17 protein-coding genes are annotated in these 17,433 nt (G+C 34.7%); all 17 read right to left on the bottom strand.

Annotated features, from left to right (window positions below; translation table 11 throughout):
* Nucleotides 1-42 precede the first annotated feature (42 nt).
* Nucleotides 43-1,086, bottom strand: coding sequence for an aspartate-semialdehyde dehydrogenase (gene asd, locus JOC75_RS05965; protein WP_204953142.1), 1,044 nt, complete (start codon nucleotides 1,084-1,086; stop codon nucleotides 43-45).
* Nucleotides 1,087-1,210: 124 nt separating this feature from the next.
* Complete coding sequence (locus JOC75_RS05970) at nucleotides 1,211-1,813, bottom strand: dipicolinate synthase subunit B (RefSeq protein ID WP_204953143.1); 603 nt, start codon at nucleotides 1,811-1,813, stop codon at nucleotides 1,211-1,213.
* Nucleotides 1,810-2,712, bottom strand: a complete 903-nt coding sequence (dpaA, locus tag JOC75_RS05975; RefSeq protein ID WP_204953144.1) for a dipicolinic acid synthetase subunit A — start codon at nucleotides 2,710-2,712, stop codon at nucleotides 1,810-1,812. Before dpaA ends, JOC75_RS05970 begins: the two co-directional genes overlap by 4 nt.
* A 684-nt stretch (nucleotides 2,713-3,396) precedes the next feature.
* Nucleotides 3,397-3,657: a YlmC/YmxH family sporulation protein gene (locus tag JOC75_RS05980; RefSeq protein ID WP_146946654.1), complete on the bottom strand. Its 261-nt coding sequence runs from the start codon at nucleotides 3,655-3,657 to the stop codon at nucleotides 3,397-3,399.
* 358 nt (nucleotides 3,658-4,015) lie between these two features.
* Nucleotides 4,016-5,254 carry a M16 family metallopeptidase gene (locus tag JOC75_RS05985; RefSeq protein WP_204953145.1) on the bottom strand — a complete coding sequence of 413 codons (1,239 nt, stop codon included), beginning with the start codon at nucleotides 5,252-5,254 and terminating at the stop codon, nucleotides 4,016-4,018.
* A 26-nt stretch (nucleotides 5,255-5,280) separates the two neighbouring features.
* Entirely contained in the window at nucleotides 5,281-6,261 is a 981-nt protein-coding gene (locus JOC75_RS05990; protein ID WP_204953146.1) for a polysaccharide deacetylase family protein, read from the bottom strand.
* Between the two features lie 421 nt (nucleotides 6,262-6,682).
* On the bottom strand, nucleotides 6,683-8,809 hold the full coding sequence (pnp, locus tag JOC75_RS05995; RefSeq protein WP_146946657.1) for a polyribonucleotide nucleotidyltransferase: 2,127 nt from the start codon (nucleotides 8,807-8,809) through the stop codon (nucleotides 6,683-6,685).
* A gap of 156 nt (nucleotides 8,810-8,965) precedes the next feature.
* Complete coding sequence (gene rpsO, locus JOC75_RS06000) at nucleotides 8,966-9,235, bottom strand: 30S ribosomal protein S15 (protein ID WP_146946658.1); 270 nt, start codon at nucleotides 9,233-9,235, stop codon at nucleotides 8,966-8,968.
* 124 nt (nucleotides 9,236-9,359) lie between these two features.
* Nucleotides 9,360-10,307 (bottom strand): bifunctional riboflavin kinase/FAD synthetase, encoded by a 948-nt coding sequence (gene ribF / locus JOC75_RS06005; protein ID WP_204953147.1) that lies wholly within the window; start codon nucleotides 10,305-10,307, stop codon nucleotides 9,360-9,362.
* Between the two features lie 65 nt (nucleotides 10,308-10,372).
* Nucleotides 10,373-11,284, bottom strand: a complete 912-nt coding sequence (gene truB, locus JOC75_RS06010; RefSeq protein ID WP_204953148.1) for a tRNA pseudouridine(55) synthase TruB — start codon at nucleotides 11,282-11,284, stop codon at nucleotides 10,373-10,375.
* A 431-nt stretch (nucleotides 11,285-11,715) separates the two neighbouring features.
* Nucleotides 11,716-12,072 carry a 30S ribosome-binding factor RbfA gene (rbfA, locus tag JOC75_RS06015; RefSeq protein WP_146946661.1) on the bottom strand — a complete coding sequence of 119 codons (357 nt, stop codon included), beginning with the start codon at nucleotides 12,070-12,072 and terminating at the stop codon, nucleotides 11,716-11,718.
* A gap of 18 nt (nucleotides 12,073-12,090) precedes the next feature.
* A complete protein-coding gene (locus tag JOC75_RS06020; RefSeq protein ID WP_146946662.1) occupies nucleotides 12,091-12,369 on the bottom strand; it encodes a DUF503 domain-containing protein in 279 nt (92 codons plus the stop codon).
* Nucleotides 12,366-14,507 (bottom strand): translation initiation factor IF-2, encoded by a 2,142-nt coding sequence (gene infB / locus JOC75_RS06025; RefSeq protein WP_204953149.1) that lies wholly within the window; start codon nucleotides 14,505-14,507, stop codon nucleotides 12,366-12,368. Before infB ends, JOC75_RS06020 begins: the two co-directional genes overlap by 4 nt.
* A gap of 19 nt (nucleotides 14,508-14,526) precedes the next feature.
* Nucleotides 14,527-14,835: a YlxQ family RNA-binding protein gene (locus JOC75_RS06030; protein ID WP_146946664.1), complete on the bottom strand. Its 309-nt coding sequence runs from the start codon at nucleotides 14,833-14,835 to the stop codon at nucleotides 14,527-14,529.
* An 8-nt stretch (nucleotides 14,836-14,843) separates the two neighbouring features.
* Nucleotides 14,844-15,113, bottom strand: a complete 270-nt coding sequence (gene rnpM, locus JOC75_RS06035; protein WP_146946665.1) for an RNase P modulator RnpM — start codon at nucleotides 15,111-15,113, stop codon at nucleotides 14,844-14,846.
* A 12-nt stretch (nucleotides 15,114-15,125) separates the two neighbouring features.
* Nucleotides 15,126-16,256, bottom strand: coding sequence for a transcription termination factor NusA (gene nusA / locus JOC75_RS06040; RefSeq protein ID WP_204953150.1), 1,131 nt, complete (start codon nucleotides 16,254-16,256; stop codon nucleotides 15,126-15,128).
* Nucleotides 16,257-16,524: 268 nt separating this feature from the next.
* Nucleotides 16,525-16,995 carry a ribosome maturation factor RimP gene (gene rimP, locus JOC75_RS06045; RefSeq protein ID WP_204953151.1) on the bottom strand — a complete coding sequence of 157 codons (471 nt, stop codon included), beginning with the start codon at nucleotides 16,993-16,995 and terminating at the stop codon, nucleotides 16,525-16,527.
* Nucleotides 16,996-17,433 lie beyond the last annotated feature (438 nt).

Raw genomic sequence — 17,433 nt, forward strand, 5'->3', positions numbered from 1 at the left:
GAAGAGAGCCGGAATTCCCCCATGCTCTCTTCCAAATAAAGATTAAACTAATTTTAACTTAACCAAACTTTCCGCAATTTGAACAGAGTTCCATGCAGCACCTTTTAAAAGATTGTCTGAAACAATCCACATATGGAAACCATTATCACGATCAAGATCTTTACGGATTCTACCAACAAATACATCATTTTTCCCTACGCAATCTGCTGGCATCGGGTATAACTGCTGTGATGGATCATCTTGTAAAGTAATCCCTTCAGATTCTTTTAATAGCTGTTTAACCTGTTCTGCTGAAACATTTAAATCATCAATTTCAACATAAACAGACTCAGAATGTCCTGTTTCAACAGGCAAACGAACACAAGTTGCTGCCACATGTAATTGAGACATATCCATAATTTTCTTTGTTTCATTAATCATTTTCATTTCTTCAAAAGTAAAACCATTGTCTTGGAATTTATCAATTTGTGGAATTGCATTAAAGGCAATTTGATAGTGTTTTTCATCACCTTTTACAGGTAAGATTTCAGGAGAAAATGATTCCCCGTTTAAAATAGCCTGTGATTGTTCTCTCAATTCATTTATTGCAGCAGCACCTGCTCCTGACACAGCTTGATAAGTTGATACAATCACTTTACTTAAACCATATTGTTTACGAAGAGGTTCAAGAGCTACAACCATTTGAATCGTTGAACAATTAGGGTTCGCAATAATACCATTGTGGTTCTTCAATGCTTCTTCATTAACCTCAGGAACAACCAAGGGTACATTTTCATCCATACGATATGCACTTGTATTATCTACAACAATAGCTCCACGTTTAACAGCTTCTGGTGCTAGCTCTTTTGACACACTTCCACCTGCACTAAATAAAGCAATTTGAACACCTTCAAAGCTATCAGGAGTTGCTGTTTGAACTGTATATTCTTCATCTCTAAACGTCACTTTCTTACCAGCTGAACGTTCAGAAGAAAGCAATGTTAATTTTGAGATTGGAAAATTACGTTTTTCTAAAGTATTGAGCATTTGTTGCCCAACTGCTCCCGTTGCTCCGACTACTGCTACATGATAACCTCTTGCTTCCATTAAACTCTATCTCCTTCCAGCTATAATTAAATAAATTATAGCTTCAAATCTTTTACGTATTATTCTATCACATTACTAGTCGTATTGATTGAAAAATTTTTTATAATTTGTTTGAATTGTTACATTATTTCTCAAGATCTTTGAATTTCTCTACAACAACTGGTTGAAATTGTTTTCCAGCCATAGCTGCTAACACTGTATCAAGTAATGATTCCATTCTAGCAACCATAGAATTTGGTTTCTTATCAGGAGCATCCTGACCAAATGGGATAAAGTAAATATCTTTAGTTGCCATTAATTTCATTAAATTTACACCATTTAAGCCTAATGCATCATTTGTTGAAATTCCTAACACAACTGGTCGATGAGTTCTTAACGTTGCTTTAGCAGCCATTAACACTGGTGAGTCAGTTAAGGCATTTGCAAATTTACTCATGGAATTCCCTGTTAAAGGAGCAATTACCATGCAATCTAGAGGTCGCTTAGGTCCAAGTGGTTCTGCTGACACAATGGAATCTACAACCTTATTGCCCGTTAGCTTTTCAATTTTTTCTACCCATTCACCAGCTTCACCAAAACGTGTTGTCGTAGTTTTCATCGTATGTGAAACTACTGGAACAACCTCAGCACCTTCGTCAAGTAGAGATTTGATTTGTGGATATACTTCTTCATACGTACAATGAGACCCAGTAATTCCAAACCCTATTCTTTTACCTGTAAGTTTCATGAAGAAAACCCCTTTCTATTCTTTTTAACCTCTTCCAATAGCTGTGTTAAAACATTTGCAACAATCTGCCCTGCTGTTTTCGGTGCAACAATACCAGGTAGACCGGGAGCTAATAATGCTTTAATTCCTCGTTTTTCTGCATAACGAAAATCAGTACCACCTGGCTTAGAAGCCAAATCTACTATTAATGTGTGAGCAGGCATATTAGCAATAACACTAGAAGTTACAACAAGATGTGGGATGGTATTAATACACACATCAATATCAGAAACATGATCTTCAATATCATTTAGTTGAAATGGTGTAAGACCCATTTCACTAATTCTTGCTAGATGTGCAGTATCTCTTGCACCTACTTTTACGTTAGCTCCTAATGCAGCAAAAGTTCTTGCAACACTCATTCCAACCCTTCCAAGACCTAATACAGCAATATTTGATCCATGGATTGTTATATCTGTGTGTTGAATGACCATCATAATTGTTCCTTCAACAGTAGGAATAGAATTGTAGATTGCTACATCATCACGTTTAAACAATTGAATTAATTTTCTATTTGTATTTTCAACAAGACTATTTAGATAATTATTCGTAATACCAGAATAGATCACACAATGATCTGGTGTTCTTTTTAGTAGATCTTCACTAAATTTAATTTCAATATTGGAAAAAACAGTATCTATTATCCCCTCTTTATCCGTCCCAGGGATTGGTAGAATAATCGCATCTATTTCTTCAAATTGAACATCTTCAATTTTCACTTTTGTAGCACCTGTAAATCCATGATCTAATTGATCAAAACCTACTAGGAATAGTTTTGCCTCTAATTCCGTTAATTTCCGGATAACTTCTAGCTGACGGGCGTCACCGCCGATTACAGCTATATTCAATCCTGTTAACATAATAAAATTTCACCTTCTTTTTTGGCAATGTTATCTATATAGATTTTTTAAGCTATCAGGATAACTTACTTCAACATTCTATGTAGGTAAGCTATTATAGGTGAATAAACTGAAGGAATTTTGAGAAGTGTTTTATAATAAGCATTGTTGATTTTTTATACCTCTTAGCAACTACCTAAACGTTTTAAAATTCAAGATCATGAGCAAACATGTGTATTTAGTCCTGGACTAAGCTGTTGAAGATCAGTAATTGGAATGCCGATGTTCTTATCAATGGAAAGATAAGATAATTACAGGTAATAAAAATTCACAATGACGTTTAACTTAAGAAAAAAGTAGAAGATCATAAAAAAAACGACTAGCTTCTGCTAATCGCTTTTTTAATATTGGCTATGTTAAAGCTTAATGTTGATTTTTAGCACTTTGTTGATTGCAGGTGAATGTATGTGAGACTCCTGCTTAGAGAAGCGTGTCAAAGGGAGACCCCACAGGCGCGCATCTTACAAGGAGACTCCCGGACCTAGGAAAAAAGGGGCCTGTTTTTTCCCTAGGAAGAATTGTTCTTTGAAAAAGCCGGCAGTTAGGATTTTTCATTATATTTCCCTAGGAAAAAAGGTACTTTTTTCCCGGGAAAGCGAATGCCTGTAACGGAAATCAACAACAAAGTTTAACAGAGCCTTAATATTAAGAATCAATCTTTTCAATTTGTTCATTAGGGATATCTAAGATAATCATGTCAGTTCCAATTTTTTTTATGTGTTGCCAAGGAACTCTTATTTCATTTCCTTGCTTTCTTAATCCAAACCATTTTAATGAAGGAATAATAAGAGTTGTTATTTGCCCCGTTTGTTCATTAATTTCAAGATCAGTTTGACCTAATACCCCTAAACGCTCAGCACGTTTAACATCCACAATTTCTTTTCCACTTAATTCACTTAACCTCATGTCCATTCCCCCTTACTACTATCATATCGTCACTAAACATAAAAAAATGCCTACAATTTGAAATTGTAGGCATTTTTATTCTTTTTTTATAACATGGCTATAGCTATCGACAGTTGTAACGAACACTTTTCAGACGTAAGCAAATTAGCAGTGAGCTGACGACATTCGAAAGCTATTTTTCCCGGACTTTTTGAACTTCCCTTATAAGGATGTTCTAAAAGGAGGACAAAAAGAGCCGAGAAGGTCTAGGAAGTGAAGCTACGAGCACCACAGCGTATGCTTTTAATACGTGAGGAGCGGAGTAGTGAGCTGACGACGACATTCGAAAGCTATTTTTCCCGGACTTTTTGAACTTCCTCTATTGAAGTTTGCTTGGAAGCTTACCATCAGGACTAATCAACGAAACAGAATACGAATCAGTAAACAGTTGATTTGCTAATGCGTTTACACTTTCTTCACTTACTTCATTTACTTTTTCAATAATTGAGTCTAAAGAACGGTGTCTACCAAGAACAAGTTCATTTTTTCCATTTCTACTCATTCGGCTATTTGTACTTTCTAGACTTAGCATTAAGCTACCCTTCATTTGCTCTTTACTATTAGCTAATTCTTTAGAAGTAATTCCCTCTCCCTTTAAAGTAGCTAAAGTTTCTTCTATTGTTTCATACAATTGATTAAGCTGGTTGCTTCCAGTACCACCATATATAGTAAGCAAGCCATTATCTGCATATGAGGAATGATAGGAAAAGACTGAATAAGCTAAGCCTTTTTGTTCTCTTACATCTTGAAATAACCGACTACTCATACTTCCACCAAGAATGTTATTTAGAACAATTAAACTATAGATATTTTCATGTCCTACCTCTAATCCATTAAATCCTAAACAAAGATGTGCTTGTTCTGTATCTTTTTGTCTAGAAATTTTCTGATCCATAAACCCTGGCTTTTCAAAAGTACGTTTTGTTGAACCCGTTTCATATGAACCAAATAATTTTTCAACATTTTTAATAAAATCTTCTGACACATTTCCCGCAACAGATATGACTACATTATCAGGTGTATAATGAGAATTCATATACTCTCTTAATGTATCACCATTAAAGGTTTGTAAAATCTCTTCCGTACCTAATATTGGATAACCAAGTGGATGATTACCATATGTAGCCCGACTTAGAATATCATGAACAATGTCATCAGGAGTATCTTCATACATCTTGATTTCTTCATAAACTACATTTTTTTCTTTTTTTAATTCTTCTTCATCAAATGTTGAATGGAAAAACATATCTGATAAGACGTCTAATGCATATTGTGCGTGCTCATCCAACACTTTTGCATAATAACAAGTATATTCTTTAGATGTAAATGCATTTACTTGACCACCAATACTATCAAAGGATTCAGCAATTTCTCGTGCAGTCCTTGTTTTTGTTCCTTTAAAAAACATATGTTCTAAAAAGTGAGAAATTCCGTTGTTATGCTCGTTTTCATTTCTAGATCCTGTACCAATCCAAACTCCAATAGCGACTGAGCGAACAGTAGGTATATTTTCTAATACAATTCTTACTCCATTTTGGCAAGTATATTTCTTGATCAAATTAGCTCCTCCTTCATAGATGCTGCTTATTCATCGCTCTTTTTCTCATTTGTTGCTAATCTCTCTTCATCAGCCATCATTGAAATAGATCCGAATGAGTAGCCTTTTTTCCTTATAGACAATATTAGGGTTTCAAGACTCTCGGAAGTAGGTGAAGTGGGATGCATTAAGATTAAAGCACCATTATGCACCTTACTTGTTACCCTTTCTACTAACACATGCGGCTCTGGACGCTGCCAATCGATTGTATCAACAGTCCACATGACAGTATTCATTGACATTTGATCTGCTATTTTTACTACTTCGTCTCTGAGACTTCCACTTGGTGGTGCAAACCAAGTTGGTGTTACATCTGTAACTGATTTAATGACTTCACTTGTTTTTGAAAGCTGCTCTTTAATATCTGCTGTTGATAGCTTACTCATATCAGGATGTGTATACGAATGATTTCCTACTTCATGCCCTGCATCCACAATCATTTTTGCCATTTCAGGGTTTTCTTTGGTCCATCTACCTTCTAGAAAGAAAGTTGCTTTCACATGGTATTTATTTAATGTTTCGAGCATATCAGGAATATATTCATTTCCCCATGCAACATTAATCAAAAAGGATACCATAGGTTTATCCGGATGACCACGATACATAGGTTCTGCTGGTAAATCTTCTAAATGAACTTCAGGTGATATTTGACGAAAAACAAGGAGTTTTTCATTAAATTCTCCTTTCACCTTCATTTTTTTGTATGATTCTTCAACATCTACCTCTAAACCGTTATAACCTGGAGTAGCCTTCCATACTTTATGAACTTCTGCATTTTGAGCAGGGATATGATAATTCTTAGCTTTCTCAACAATTTCTTTATGTAAACTGTCCTGATGTTTCATTACAGTAATATCTGCATGTTTCATCTGATCAACATAAGAAGAAGTAAATGGATTTTTAATAAATCCAATACTGACCGTTAAAATTAAGATAAACCCAATGAAATGAATGATTTTCCTTTGCATTAAATATCCCCCTTTTTACTAAAAAATATGTAAAAAGAGGACAAGGTAGAACAAGAAAAGGTCTGATATACTCAAATAAGAAGTGTAGATCATGTGTAAAAAGAAAAGTCAGTTGTGTTTCTTCAATAACTAGTTAAAAAAACTAAATCTTTATTTCCAGGTTATCTAGTGAAAAGGAAACAACTATCTCTTTTGTACCATATCATACGAAACTAATTCTTTAAAGTAAATGTACTTAACGTAGATCGTTAATTAATCTGTTTTCTGCATACTATATAGCTTTTCACATATTATAGACTCATGCATTCACCGAAGACAGGTTTCTTTTCTTGCAAACCTACATATATAATGAAAGAAACTCAGAAAAAATCAGTATTGTTATGTAAATTGAAAAAAGCCCGGTACAAAGCCGGACTTCTTTTTAACCTTTTTGTTCTGACTTTTCCTGTTGTTCTTTTTGCTCTTTCAGAACAGCTTTTCTAGATAAGTTCACTCTTCCTTGTTTATCTATTTCAGTTACTTTAACAAGTAATTCATCACCAATAGAAACAACGTCCTCTACCTTACCTACTCGCTCTTCAGCTAACTCAGAAATATGAACTAATCCATCTTTGCCATTAAAAATTTCAACAAAAGCTCCAAACTTTTCAACACGTTTAACTTTACCTAAGTACATTTGTCCGACAACAACTTCACGAATAATGTCTTCGATAATTTTTTTCGCTTTTTGGTTCATCTCTTCATTAACTGATGAAATAAAGACAGTACCATCTTGTTCTATATCTATTTTCACACCAGTTTCTTCGATAATTTTATTTATTTGTTTTCCACTTGGTCCAATAACATCTCTAATCTTATCTGGGTTAATAGCCATCGTTAAGATTTTTGGTGCATAAGCAGAAAGCTCACCTTTTGGCATAGGAATTGTATCAAGCATAGATTTTAGAATTTCCATACGACCTTTTTTGGCTTGCTGTAATGCTTCCTCTAGGATTTCACGAGAAAGACCATCGATTTTAATATCCATTTGTAAAGCTGTAACACCTTTTTCAGTTCCAGCTACTTTAAAATCCATATCACCTAAAGCATCTTCCATACCTTGGATATCTGTTAATACTGAGTAATGCTCTCCAGATTTAACAAGACCCATTGCTATTCCAGCTACCGGTGCTTTGATTGGAACACCTGCATCCATCATAGCTAATGTACTAGCACAAATACTTGCCTGTGATGTAGATCCATTTGATTCAAGTACTTCTGATACTAGACGAATGGTATAAGGAAAATCTTTTTCAGATGGAATGATTGGTTCTAAAGCCCTTTCTCCTAAAGCACCATGTCCGATTTCACGACGACCTGGTCCTCTCATTGGACCTGTTTCACCTACACTGAATTGTGGGAAGTTATAGTGATGCATGAAACGTTTTGATTCTTCAATTCCTAACCCATCTAAAATCTGAACATCACCTAAAGCACCTAATGTACAAATACTTAAAGCTTGAGTTTGTCCACGTGTGAACAATCCAGATCCATGAGTTCTAGAAAGTAGACCAACCTCAGAATATAGTGGACGAATTTCGTCTACACCACGGCCATCAGGTCTGATTTTTTCTTCTGTTATTAAACGGCGAACTTCACCTTTTACAATTTTAGAAAGAATTTGTTTTACTTGTTTTAACGTACTTTCGTCAGCTTCTTTATTTTCATACTCAGCAACAACTGCATTTCTTACATCTTTAATTGCAGCCTCTCTAGCATGTTTTTCTTGAACCTGAATCGCTTGAAGTAAATCCTTTTCAGCCATTTCTCGGATTTCTTTTTCTAATTCTGCATCTAATTCAAATAGCTCAATTTGTGTTTTTTCTTTCCCTACTGCTGCTACAATTTCTTCTTGGAATTCAATTAATCGTTTAATTTCATTATGACCAAACATAATTGCTTCAAGCATTGTTTCTTCAGGTACTTCCTCTGCGCCAGCTTCAACCATGTTTATTGCATCTTTTGTTCCAGCAACAACGAGGTGAATATCGCTTTGATCAGCTTGTTCGACAGTTGGATTAATAACATATTCATTATTAATACGTCCAACAGTTACACCTGCAATCGGACCTTCAAATGGTATATCAGATACACATAATGATAGTGAAGATCCAAACATTGCAGCCATTTCTGAAGAACAGTTTTGATCCACACTCATTACAATACTGATAACTTGTACTTCATTTCTAAAACCATCTGCAAATAATGGTCGAATCGGACGATCAATTAAACGACTAGCCAAGATTGCTTTTTCACTTGGACGTCCTTCTCTTTTGATAAACCCACCTGGAATTTTCCCAACTGCGTATAAACGCTCTTCATAATTAACTGTTAGTGGAAAGAAATCTAGAGGCTTTGGTTCCTTTGAAGCAGTAGCGGTACTTAATACAGCTGTATCACCATATCGAATTAAAACAGCTCCATTGGCTTGCTTAGCTAGTTGACCAATCTCAACAGTAAGTTTACGGCCAGCCCAGTCTATGGAAAACTTTTGCTTTTCTTGTGCCATATATGTAAAACTCCTTCTCTAATTTAATTGCTTTATGTACTAGTATTGACCATTTAAATTGAACATATCAATTTCATTTTTATATGTAAATAGATTTTTGTGATATTCAAATTTAAATACACTAAAAAAGCGGGAAAAATCCCGCTTCTAAAGTAATTAACGACGTAAACCAAGCTTGTTGATTAACTCACGATAGCGAGTTACGTCTTTATTACGTAGGTACGTTAATAAGTTACGACGTTTACCTACCATTTTTAAAAGACCGCGACGTGAATGGTGGTCCTTTTTGTGAACACGTAAATGATCATTTAAGCTATTGATGTCCTCTGTAAGGATAGCAATTTGAACTTCTGGTGATCCAGTATCAGACTCATGTGTTTTATACTGAGCGATTAGTTCATTTTTACGTTCTTGAGTGATAGCCATCCTTTTCACCTCCTTAATTTTACAAAACCCCAGTTACCGAGCAATCGTTGGTGAATCGATTTGCCAAGCAATGGTTTTAAGTTACATTAATTAGAATACTATTTTTCTCATCATAAAGCAAGAACTAAACAAGTTTTTTTTCAAAGAATTGTATTGTAGCTGCTTTATCTAACTTAATTTGCTCAATGAGTTCTTCTACATTATGAAACTTTTGTTCACTTCTTATACGTTTATACCAAAAAACTGTCACATTTTCACCGTAAATTTCATCATTAAAGTTAAAAATATGAACTTCTACACTTGGTTTCAGAGGCTTTTCTTCATGAAAAGTTGGTTTATAACCAATGTTACACACACCTTCATATTCTTGATTCTTTATGTTAATTGTCACCGCATAAACACCTGTAGGTGGAATAATGTAGTCATCAAACACTTCTACATTTGCTGTTGGAAACCCGATTGTTCGTCCTCTTTTATCACCATGAATCACTCTACCTTTTGTTGAGTGAGGCCTGCCAATCAATGTCTGAGCATAAGCAACATCCCCACTCCTAATTACTTCGCGAATTAAAGTAGAGCTTATTTTTCGATCATGATCAGTTTGTTTTTCAACAGTTGTATGTAAGAACTGTTCTCTTGAATGAAAAGGAATTGTTTCCATCGTACCCTTTCCTAAATGACCATATGTAAAATCAAAACCTGCAACAACATGCTTGACATTTAAGTTAATGATAAATTCATCTACAAATTGTTGTGGTAATAGTGCTGCAAATTCTCTTGTAAACTCTACAATAAATAATATATCTACACTCAAATTTTCTATAGTTTGAATTTTATCTTCCAATGGTGTGATGTAATCAATACCTATTTCTTTCCGAAGTACAACTAATGGGTGTGGATTAAATGTCATCACTGCACTTTTAACACCCATCTTGTCAGCAATTTCCTTTGCTTTTAAAATGACCTTTTGATGACCTTTATGAACACCATCGAAATATCCAAGTGCTAGCACCATTTCATCAAATTCATTTTTTTTAAAATTATGTGGATAAGACAGCTTAATAAGTTTCATAGTTAATTCACCTTTTTCTCACTTATAACAGCATACTTTTTAAGAACACTACACCTTAACCTAGCTCAAATCAATAAAACTTTAATTGGTTTCATTAAATTTTGTTTAGTAGGGTGCTTAGCATAGATCGCGATACAATGACTATTCTTATTATAAACAGCAATAGGTGCTCCAACTTCAAGTTGCTCAAACTCATTAGGTAACTCAAGAACTGCGCCGTTTTTTACTTTCTCTGCTAGGTTATCATGGATAATTAGTTTCGGCAAATCTTTTAACGCTTCACCAATTGATATAAGTGAATCCTGAAATGTATTGTCTTCAATTGATTTCTCAATTTCTTCAAACGTCATACAATCGTCTAAATCAAAAACACCTGATTTTGTTCGAACTAAATGAGACATATGAGCCGGATACCCCAGTTGTTCTCCAATCATAACCGCCAATGTACGGACGTACGTTCCCTTTGAACACGTTACGCGAAAACGAAATGTTACGTTGTTTTCGTTTTTCACATCACCTAATAATACAAAATCATGTATTGTAATTGTACGTGATGGTCTTTCAATTTCTATACCTGCTCTTGCATACTCATAAAGCTTTTTGCCATTAATTTTAACAGCTGAGTACATAGGTGGAGTTTGTTCTAATGATCCTACCATTGAAGATAAAACTTTTTCTACATCCTCCCTTTTAATCAAACGATCAACTATCTTTCTTTCAACAATTTCTCCTGATGCATCTTCGGTAGTTGTAGAAAAACCGATCGTTACCTCAGCTTCGTATGTTTTTGATGATGCAGTTAGATATTCTACAATCTTCGTTGCTCTTCCTATGCAGATTGGTAATACTCCTGTTACATCAGGATCTAGTGTTCCTGTATGACCTACTTTTTTTGTTTTTGCCAATCTGCGCATTTTTGCCACACAATCATGTGATGTCATTCCAGCAGGCTTATTTAATAATAATACCCCTTCCATTCTTAACGCCTCCTCATGAATTATCTCAAAATATCACCAATTAATTAACTTTATCTTAAGGCGCTGTTAAGCATTGTTGTTGATTAAAGTTGATCTACTCGTAAGCAAAGCGCCCGTGGGAGTCTCCCTTTGACACACTAATTAGGAGTCTCATATTTCACTAAAAATTAACAAAGCCTCTAAAGATCAGCATTCACGCTTTAACATAGCCTATCTTAATTGTGTAATGGATCCAGTTCTCTTGTCTTCTTTGTAAAGCAAGTGTTTTAGAAGTATAGACAGTTATTTATAGTTCTATCTATGTAAAATAGCTATTTTATTAAACCTAAGTGTTGTTTTTTTGTTTTTTAAAAGCCCTTTTTAAAAAGATCAATAAAATTCTTTACAAAAAGTAAAGGGATAGACGAAGGTGTCTATCCCTTTAAAGGAGTTTATTCCTCCTGTTTATTTTGAGCATTTAACTCATGAATAAGAGTTTCGATTCGATTTCCATAATCAACAGATTCATCAAATTCAAAATGAATTTCAGGTGTTTTTCTCAAGCGAATTCGCTGGCCAATTTCAGAGCGAATAAATCCTTTTGCTTTTGCTAAGCCCTTTAATGTATTTTCTCTTTGTTCCTCATCACCCAGAACAGAGATAAATACTTTTGCAATTTGTAAATCACCTGAAACACTAACATCTGTTACAGTTACGAATCCAATACGCGGGTCTTTAATTTTACGACCGATTATATCGCCTAACTCTTTTTTCATTTGTTCACCGACACGGTTTGCTCTTAAGCTCATGCCAATCACCTCTTCAAATTAAAACCACTCAAATGATGTAATGGTTCTCTCAATTTCAGGAAAGGAATCAAGAAATCTCAATACCTGATTTAATTCTCTTTCTGTTTGTACTTTCGCCGAGCTAACAGCAACAATCCCAAATTTTGTACGTTGCCATGAATCTTGAAAGTCTATTTCTGAAATAGAAACATTAAACTTTTGCTTGGTTCTTGTCAGAACCCGTTGTAAAACGGCTCTTTTTTCTTTTAATGACTGTGAGTCGTATACTATGCATTCACAATCAACATATCCGATCATTTACGTTCGATTTCTTCCATCACATAAGCCTCAATAATGTCGCCTTCTTTAACATCATTGTAGTTTTTAATTGTGATACCACATTCGTAATTTCGTGCAACTTCTTTAACATCATCTTTAAAACGTTTAAGTGTATCAATTTCACCTTCAAAAATAACAATTCCGTCACGGATAAGTCTTATTCCGCTATCACGAGTTATTTTACCTTCTGTTACATATGCACCAGCAATTGTACCAATTTTTGATACTTTGAAAGTTGTACGCACTTCCACTTGTCCAATGATTTTTTCTTGGAATTCAGGATCAAGCATACCTTTCATTGCTGATTCAATTTCTTCAATTACTTTATAAATAATACGGTGTAAGCGGATATCAACTTCTTCAACATCAGCTGTTTTCTTAGCACCTGCATCAGGACGAACGTTAAATCCGATAACAATTGCATTTGATGCTGAAGCTAAAATAATATCTGATTCTGTAATTGCTCCTACACCTGTATGAATAATTTTAACACGGACACCTTCAACATCAATCTTTTGTAAAGCAGCAGCTAATGCCTCAACAGAACCTTGAACATCTGCTTTAACAATTAAATTGATATCTTTAATATCCCCTTGTTTAATTTGTTCAAACAAATCATCAAGACTAAGTTTAGATCCTTCGCTTCGCTGAGCATCAATTTGCTTTTGAGCTCTTGCTTCACCTACTTGACGAGCCGATTTCTCATCTTCAAACACCATAAACTGATCTCCAGCTTGAGGAACATCACTTAAACCAGTAACTTCAACAGGTGTAGATGGTGCTGCTTCTTTAACACGTCGTCCAAGATCATTTACCATTGCACGCACACGTCCAAATGTATTACCAACTACTATTGGATCACCAACGCGTAATGTACCGTTTTGTACAAGTAATGTTGCAACAGATCCACGACCCTTATCTAATTGAGCCTCTATAACTGTTCCAGTTGCACGACGATTTGGGTTAGCTTTAAGTTCTTCTACTTCTGTTACTAAGAGAATCATTTCAAGGATATCTTCAATACCTTCACCAGTTAATGCTGAAACCGGTACAAAGATAGTATCCCCACCCCAAGCTTCAGGAACTAATCCATGTTCTGTCAATTCTTGCATAACACGATCTGGATTTGCAGCTGGTTTATCCACTTTATTTACAGCAACAATAATTGGTACCTCTGCAGCTTTTGCATGGTTAATTGCTTCTACTGTTTGAGGCATAACCCCATCATCAGCAGCAACAACTAAGATTGTAATATCTGTTACCTTAGCTCCACGTGCACGCATTGTAGTAAAAGCAGCATGTCCTGGTGTATCAAGGAAGGTAATTTTTTGATCATTTGCAACAATTTGATAAGCCCCAATATGCTGAGTAATACCACCAGCTTCACCAGCTGTTACCTTTGTATTACGAATCGAGTCCAGAAGTGTTGTTTTACCATGGTCAACGTGTCCCATGATTGTCACAATAGCAGGACGAATCTCTAAGTCCTCTTCTTTGTCTTCTTCTTCATATTTTTCAAATTCAGTTTTTTCAAAGATAATTTCTTCTTCTACCTCAACACCATACTCACCAGCAATCAATTCAATCGAATCTTTATCAAGATCTTGATTAATAGTTGCCATAGTTCCTAAAAGAAGAAGCTTTTTGATGATTTCTGATGGCTCTTTACCTAGCTCTGAAGCTAATTCTCCAACAGTTAAACTACCAGAAAACGTTATTTTACTTGGTAGCTCTTTTTTAGGCTTAGGTTGAGCAGGCTGTTGAAAATTATTTTTACTTTTCTTGTTATTAGAATTGGTATTCTTTTTCCCTTTATTTTGGTTAAAAGGCTTATTATTATTATTATTATTATTATTCGGCTTTGTATTTGAGTTATTGTTTGGTTTAGAATTATTAGTCACTTGTTTCCCCGGTTTCTTTGTTGATTCGTTATTTGTTTTTTGATTATTTGCAGCTGAAGCTGGTTTGAATTTTTGATCTAGCTTTACAATAACATTATCTTCTATAGTTGACATATGATTACTAACTTCAACATTCATTTCTTGTAACGTAGAGATAATATCTTTGCTTGATACATTTGTTTGTTTCGCATATTCATATACTCGCATTTTTGTCATACGTTCACCCCCAAGAATATTAATCGAGCAAGGTTTTCAACTTTGCAGCAAAGCCTGCATCACTGATCGCTACGACAACTCTTGCTTCTTTCCCAATTGCCTTACCTAATAAGTAGCGATCCTCTACTAAAATAAATGGAGTCTCATAAAACTTACATTTATCCGAAACCTTCTTCATTGTATTAGCCGATGCATCCTTTGAAAGAAGAACAAGCTTAGCTTTTTGTTGTCTTATTTCTTTAACAACAAGTTCCTCTCCCGAAATAACTTTTCGTGCTCGATTTGCTAAGCCCAATAAGGACATCCATTTTTGTTGCTGCTGATTCATGTTAATAATTAGTGCTCCTTTTCGGCTAATTGAAGTAACTCATCGTATAAAGAGTCTTCAATCTTTGCCTTTAAATGATTGGCAAGAATATTTTTCTTTTTCGCTTGTAAAATGCACTCTTTATTAAGAGTAATATAAGCGCCACGCCCATTTTTTTTGCCAGTTAGGTCTACAGAAACATCGCCTTCCTTTGATCTAACAACTCGGACAAGTTCTTTTTTTGTTTTCATCTCTCCTGTTGCAACACATTTACGTAAAGGAATTTTGCGATTGCTCATAGATCTCACCTCTTATTCACTTAGCTCAGGTTCATGTATACTCGTTAAAAGTGGTTCGTCACTGTCATCATAATCAGATTCCTTTTTCTCTAAAGGATAAATCCCTGCTTTTTCAGCATCTGACTCACTTTTGATATCAATCTTCCATCCTGTAAGCTTTGCAGCTAAACGGGCATTTTGTCCACGTTTACCAATTGCTAATGATAACTGATAATCAGGAACAATAACAGTAGTAGACTTTTCATCTTCATTTACAAGAACTTCAGCTACTTTTGATGGACTTAAAGCATTTGCAACGAACTCAACTGGATCTTGTGACCATTTCACAATATCAATTTTTTCACCTTTTAGTTCATTAACAATTGCCTGTACTCGTTGTCCTTTTGGTCCAACACAAGATCCTACAGGATCTACTTCTGGATTGTCAGAGTGAACAGAGATTTTTGAGCGATCTCCAGCTTCACGAGAAACAGATTTTATTTCAACTGTCCCATCATAGATTTCAGGAACTTCAATTTCAAATAGACGTTTTAAAAGACCAGGATGAGTTCTTGAAACAAATATTTGTGGACCTTTTGTAGTCTTTTCTACTTTAGTTAAGAAAACTTTTATCCGATCATGTGGTCTATATGTTTCATTTGGCATTTGCTCACTAACAGGAAGTAATGCTTCGATTTTACCTAAGCTTACATAGATAAATTTCGAATCTATACGCTGTACAATACCAGTCATGATATCTTCTTCACGATCAATAAATTCACTATAGATCACACCGCGTTCTGCTTCACGAACACGTTGAGTAACAACTTGTTTTGCTGTTTGTGCAGCAATTCGTCCAAAATCTTTTGGAGTTACCTCCATCTCGATAACATCATTTACAACATAGTTTGGATTAATGCCACGTGCTTCACCAATTGATATTTCTAGGCGAGGGTCATAAACCTCGTCAACAACATCTTTACGAGCAAAAACCTTCATAGTTCCTGTATCACGATTTAAATCAACACGAACATTTTGTGCTTGATTAAAGTTTCGTTTATAAGCAGAAATTAGTGCAGCTTCAATAGCTTCGATAATGATCTCTTTACTAATGCCTTTTTCCTTTTCTAAAATTGTTAAGGCATCTAATAATTCACTACTCATTTTAACGGTTTCCCCCTTAAAAATAAGCTCAATACATATTTCTTCTTTATCTTCTTTTAAATAACCTAGAGGTTGAAAACTGTCAGAGTCTCATTTCATAAAAGTGGCCCAGGGATTTAAAAACGAAACATAATCATTCCCAAAATAAACTTTTCTGCATGCTTTGTGATGGCAAGGCAGATTTCAACATAGCTTCTTCTAATGAACAGATTAAAGAAGAAAAACCTATTTTGCTTACAAGTTGTCTTAAACTTTCATTTCTTTTCTTCTAGAATGTAACCGCTAATCTAGCTTTTGCTACTTTCTCATATGGAATTTCAATCTGTTTTTTTCTAGTCTTAATCGTTACAGTAATTGTAAGAGTTTGACCATCAAAATCAGTTAAAACTCCTTCAAATGTTTTTTCTCCATTAATCGGTTCATATGTTTTTACATGAACTTGTTTTCCAATTGCTTTTGTTACATCTGACTCTTTCTTTAGTGGTCTTTCAGCTCCAGGTGAGGAAACCTCTAAGAAGTAGTTGTGTTGAATTGGATCTAACTCGTCCAACTTCTCACTTAGTCTTTCACTTACTACACCACATTCTTCAATATCAATACCTTTTTCTGAATCGATGAATAAACGTAGAAACCAATTAGCACCTTCTTTAACATATTCGATATCTACTAGTTCAAGATTCATATCGTCTAAAATTGGTACGACTATTTCTTCTACTGTTTCTGTCACTTTTTTGCTCATTCTCTTCCTCCTTGCTAAGAAAAGCGCAAGTGCTTTCGTTATTTTTATTTTTAGCCCTATACTCTTTTCTAATAGTTGTTACAAATTGACTGTGAATAATTGTTATATTGTGTCATTGTATGAAGAAAAGATCGCACTAGCATTTATACGTACTGTTTACTTTTAGTATTAAAGTACAAAGTATTAAATACAGACAATATAAAAGGCTAGAATTTAAAATAAAATAAGATTCAACACTAGAGCTTGACATTTCTAACAGAAGTAATATGATACTACCTTTATTAGTTGCTGAAAAACCCTGCCTTTTGAGCAGGGAATGAGTATGTACAACACTATCCGAAAATGAGGCAATACAATACGAAAGAGTGGGTTTCCCCACTCTTTTTCCTCTGCTTATCGTTAGCATTTCCATTAATAGCATAACATAACCATCATTTT

Origin of the sequence: Metabacillus crassostreae (assembly GCF_016908395.1) — a bacterium.
Lineage (GTDB): Bacteria > Bacillota > Bacilli > Bacillales > Bacillaceae > Metabacillus > Metabacillus crassostreae.

Bases quoted from the DNA above. Each gene is read 5' to 3' on its own strand.
- asd (WP_204953142.1), bottom strand. From the start codon at position 1,086: ATGGAAGCAAGAGGTTATCATGTAGCAGTAGTCGGAGCAACGGGAGCA.
- JOC75_RS05970 (WP_204953143.1), bottom strand. From the start codon at position 1,813: ATGAAACTTACAGGTAAAAGAATAGGGTTTGGAATTACTGGGTCTCAT.
- dpaA (WP_204953144.1), bottom strand. From the start codon at position 2,712: ATGTTAACAGGATTGAATATAGCTGTAATCGGCGGTGACGCCCGTCAG.
- JOC75_RS05980 (WP_146946654.1), bottom strand. From the start codon at position 3,657: ATGAGGTTAAGTGAATTAAGTGGAAAAGAAATTGTGGATGTTAAACGT.
- JOC75_RS05990 (WP_204953146.1), bottom strand. From the start codon at position 6,261: ATGCAAAGGAAAATCATTCATTTCATTGGGTTTATCTTAATTTTAACG.
- pnp (WP_146946657.1), bottom strand. From the start codon at position 8,809: ATGGCACAAGAAAAGCAAAAGTTTTCCATAGACTGGGCTGGCCGTAAA.
- rpsO (WP_146946658.1), bottom strand. From the start codon at position 9,235: ATGGCTATCACTCAAGAACGTAAAAATGAACTAATCGCTCAGTATAAA.
- ribF (WP_204953147.1), bottom strand. From the start codon at position 10,307: ATGAAACTTATTAAGCTGTCTTATCCACATAATTTTAAAAAAAATGAA.
- truB (WP_204953148.1), bottom strand. From the start codon at position 11,284: ATGGAAGGGGTATTATTATTAAATAAGCCTGCTGGAATGACATCACAT.
- rbfA (WP_146946661.1), bottom strand. From the start codon at position 12,072: ATGAGCTTAAGAGCAAACCGTGTCGGTGAACAAATGAAAAAAGAGTTA.
- JOC75_RS06020 (WP_146946662.1), bottom strand. From the start codon at position 12,369: ATGATCGGATATGTTGATTGTGAATGCATAGTATACGACTCACAGTCA.
- infB (WP_204953149.1), bottom strand. From the start codon at position 14,507: ATGACAAAAATGCGAGTATATGAATATGCGAAACAAACAAATGTATCA.
- JOC75_RS06030 (WP_146946664.1), bottom strand. From the start codon at position 14,835: ATGAATCAGCAGCAACAAAAATGGATGTCCTTATTGGGCTTAGCAAAT.
- rnpM (WP_146946665.1), bottom strand. From the start codon at position 15,113: ATGAGCAATCGCAAAATTCCTTTACGTAAATGTGTTGCAACAGGAGAG.
- nusA (WP_204953150.1), bottom strand. From the start codon at position 16,256: ATGAGTAGTGAATTATTAGATGCCTTAACAATTTTAGAAAAGGAAAAA.
- rimP (WP_204953151.1), bottom strand. From the start codon at position 16,995: ATGAGCAAAAAAGTGACAGAAACAGTAGAAGAAATAGTCGTACCAATT.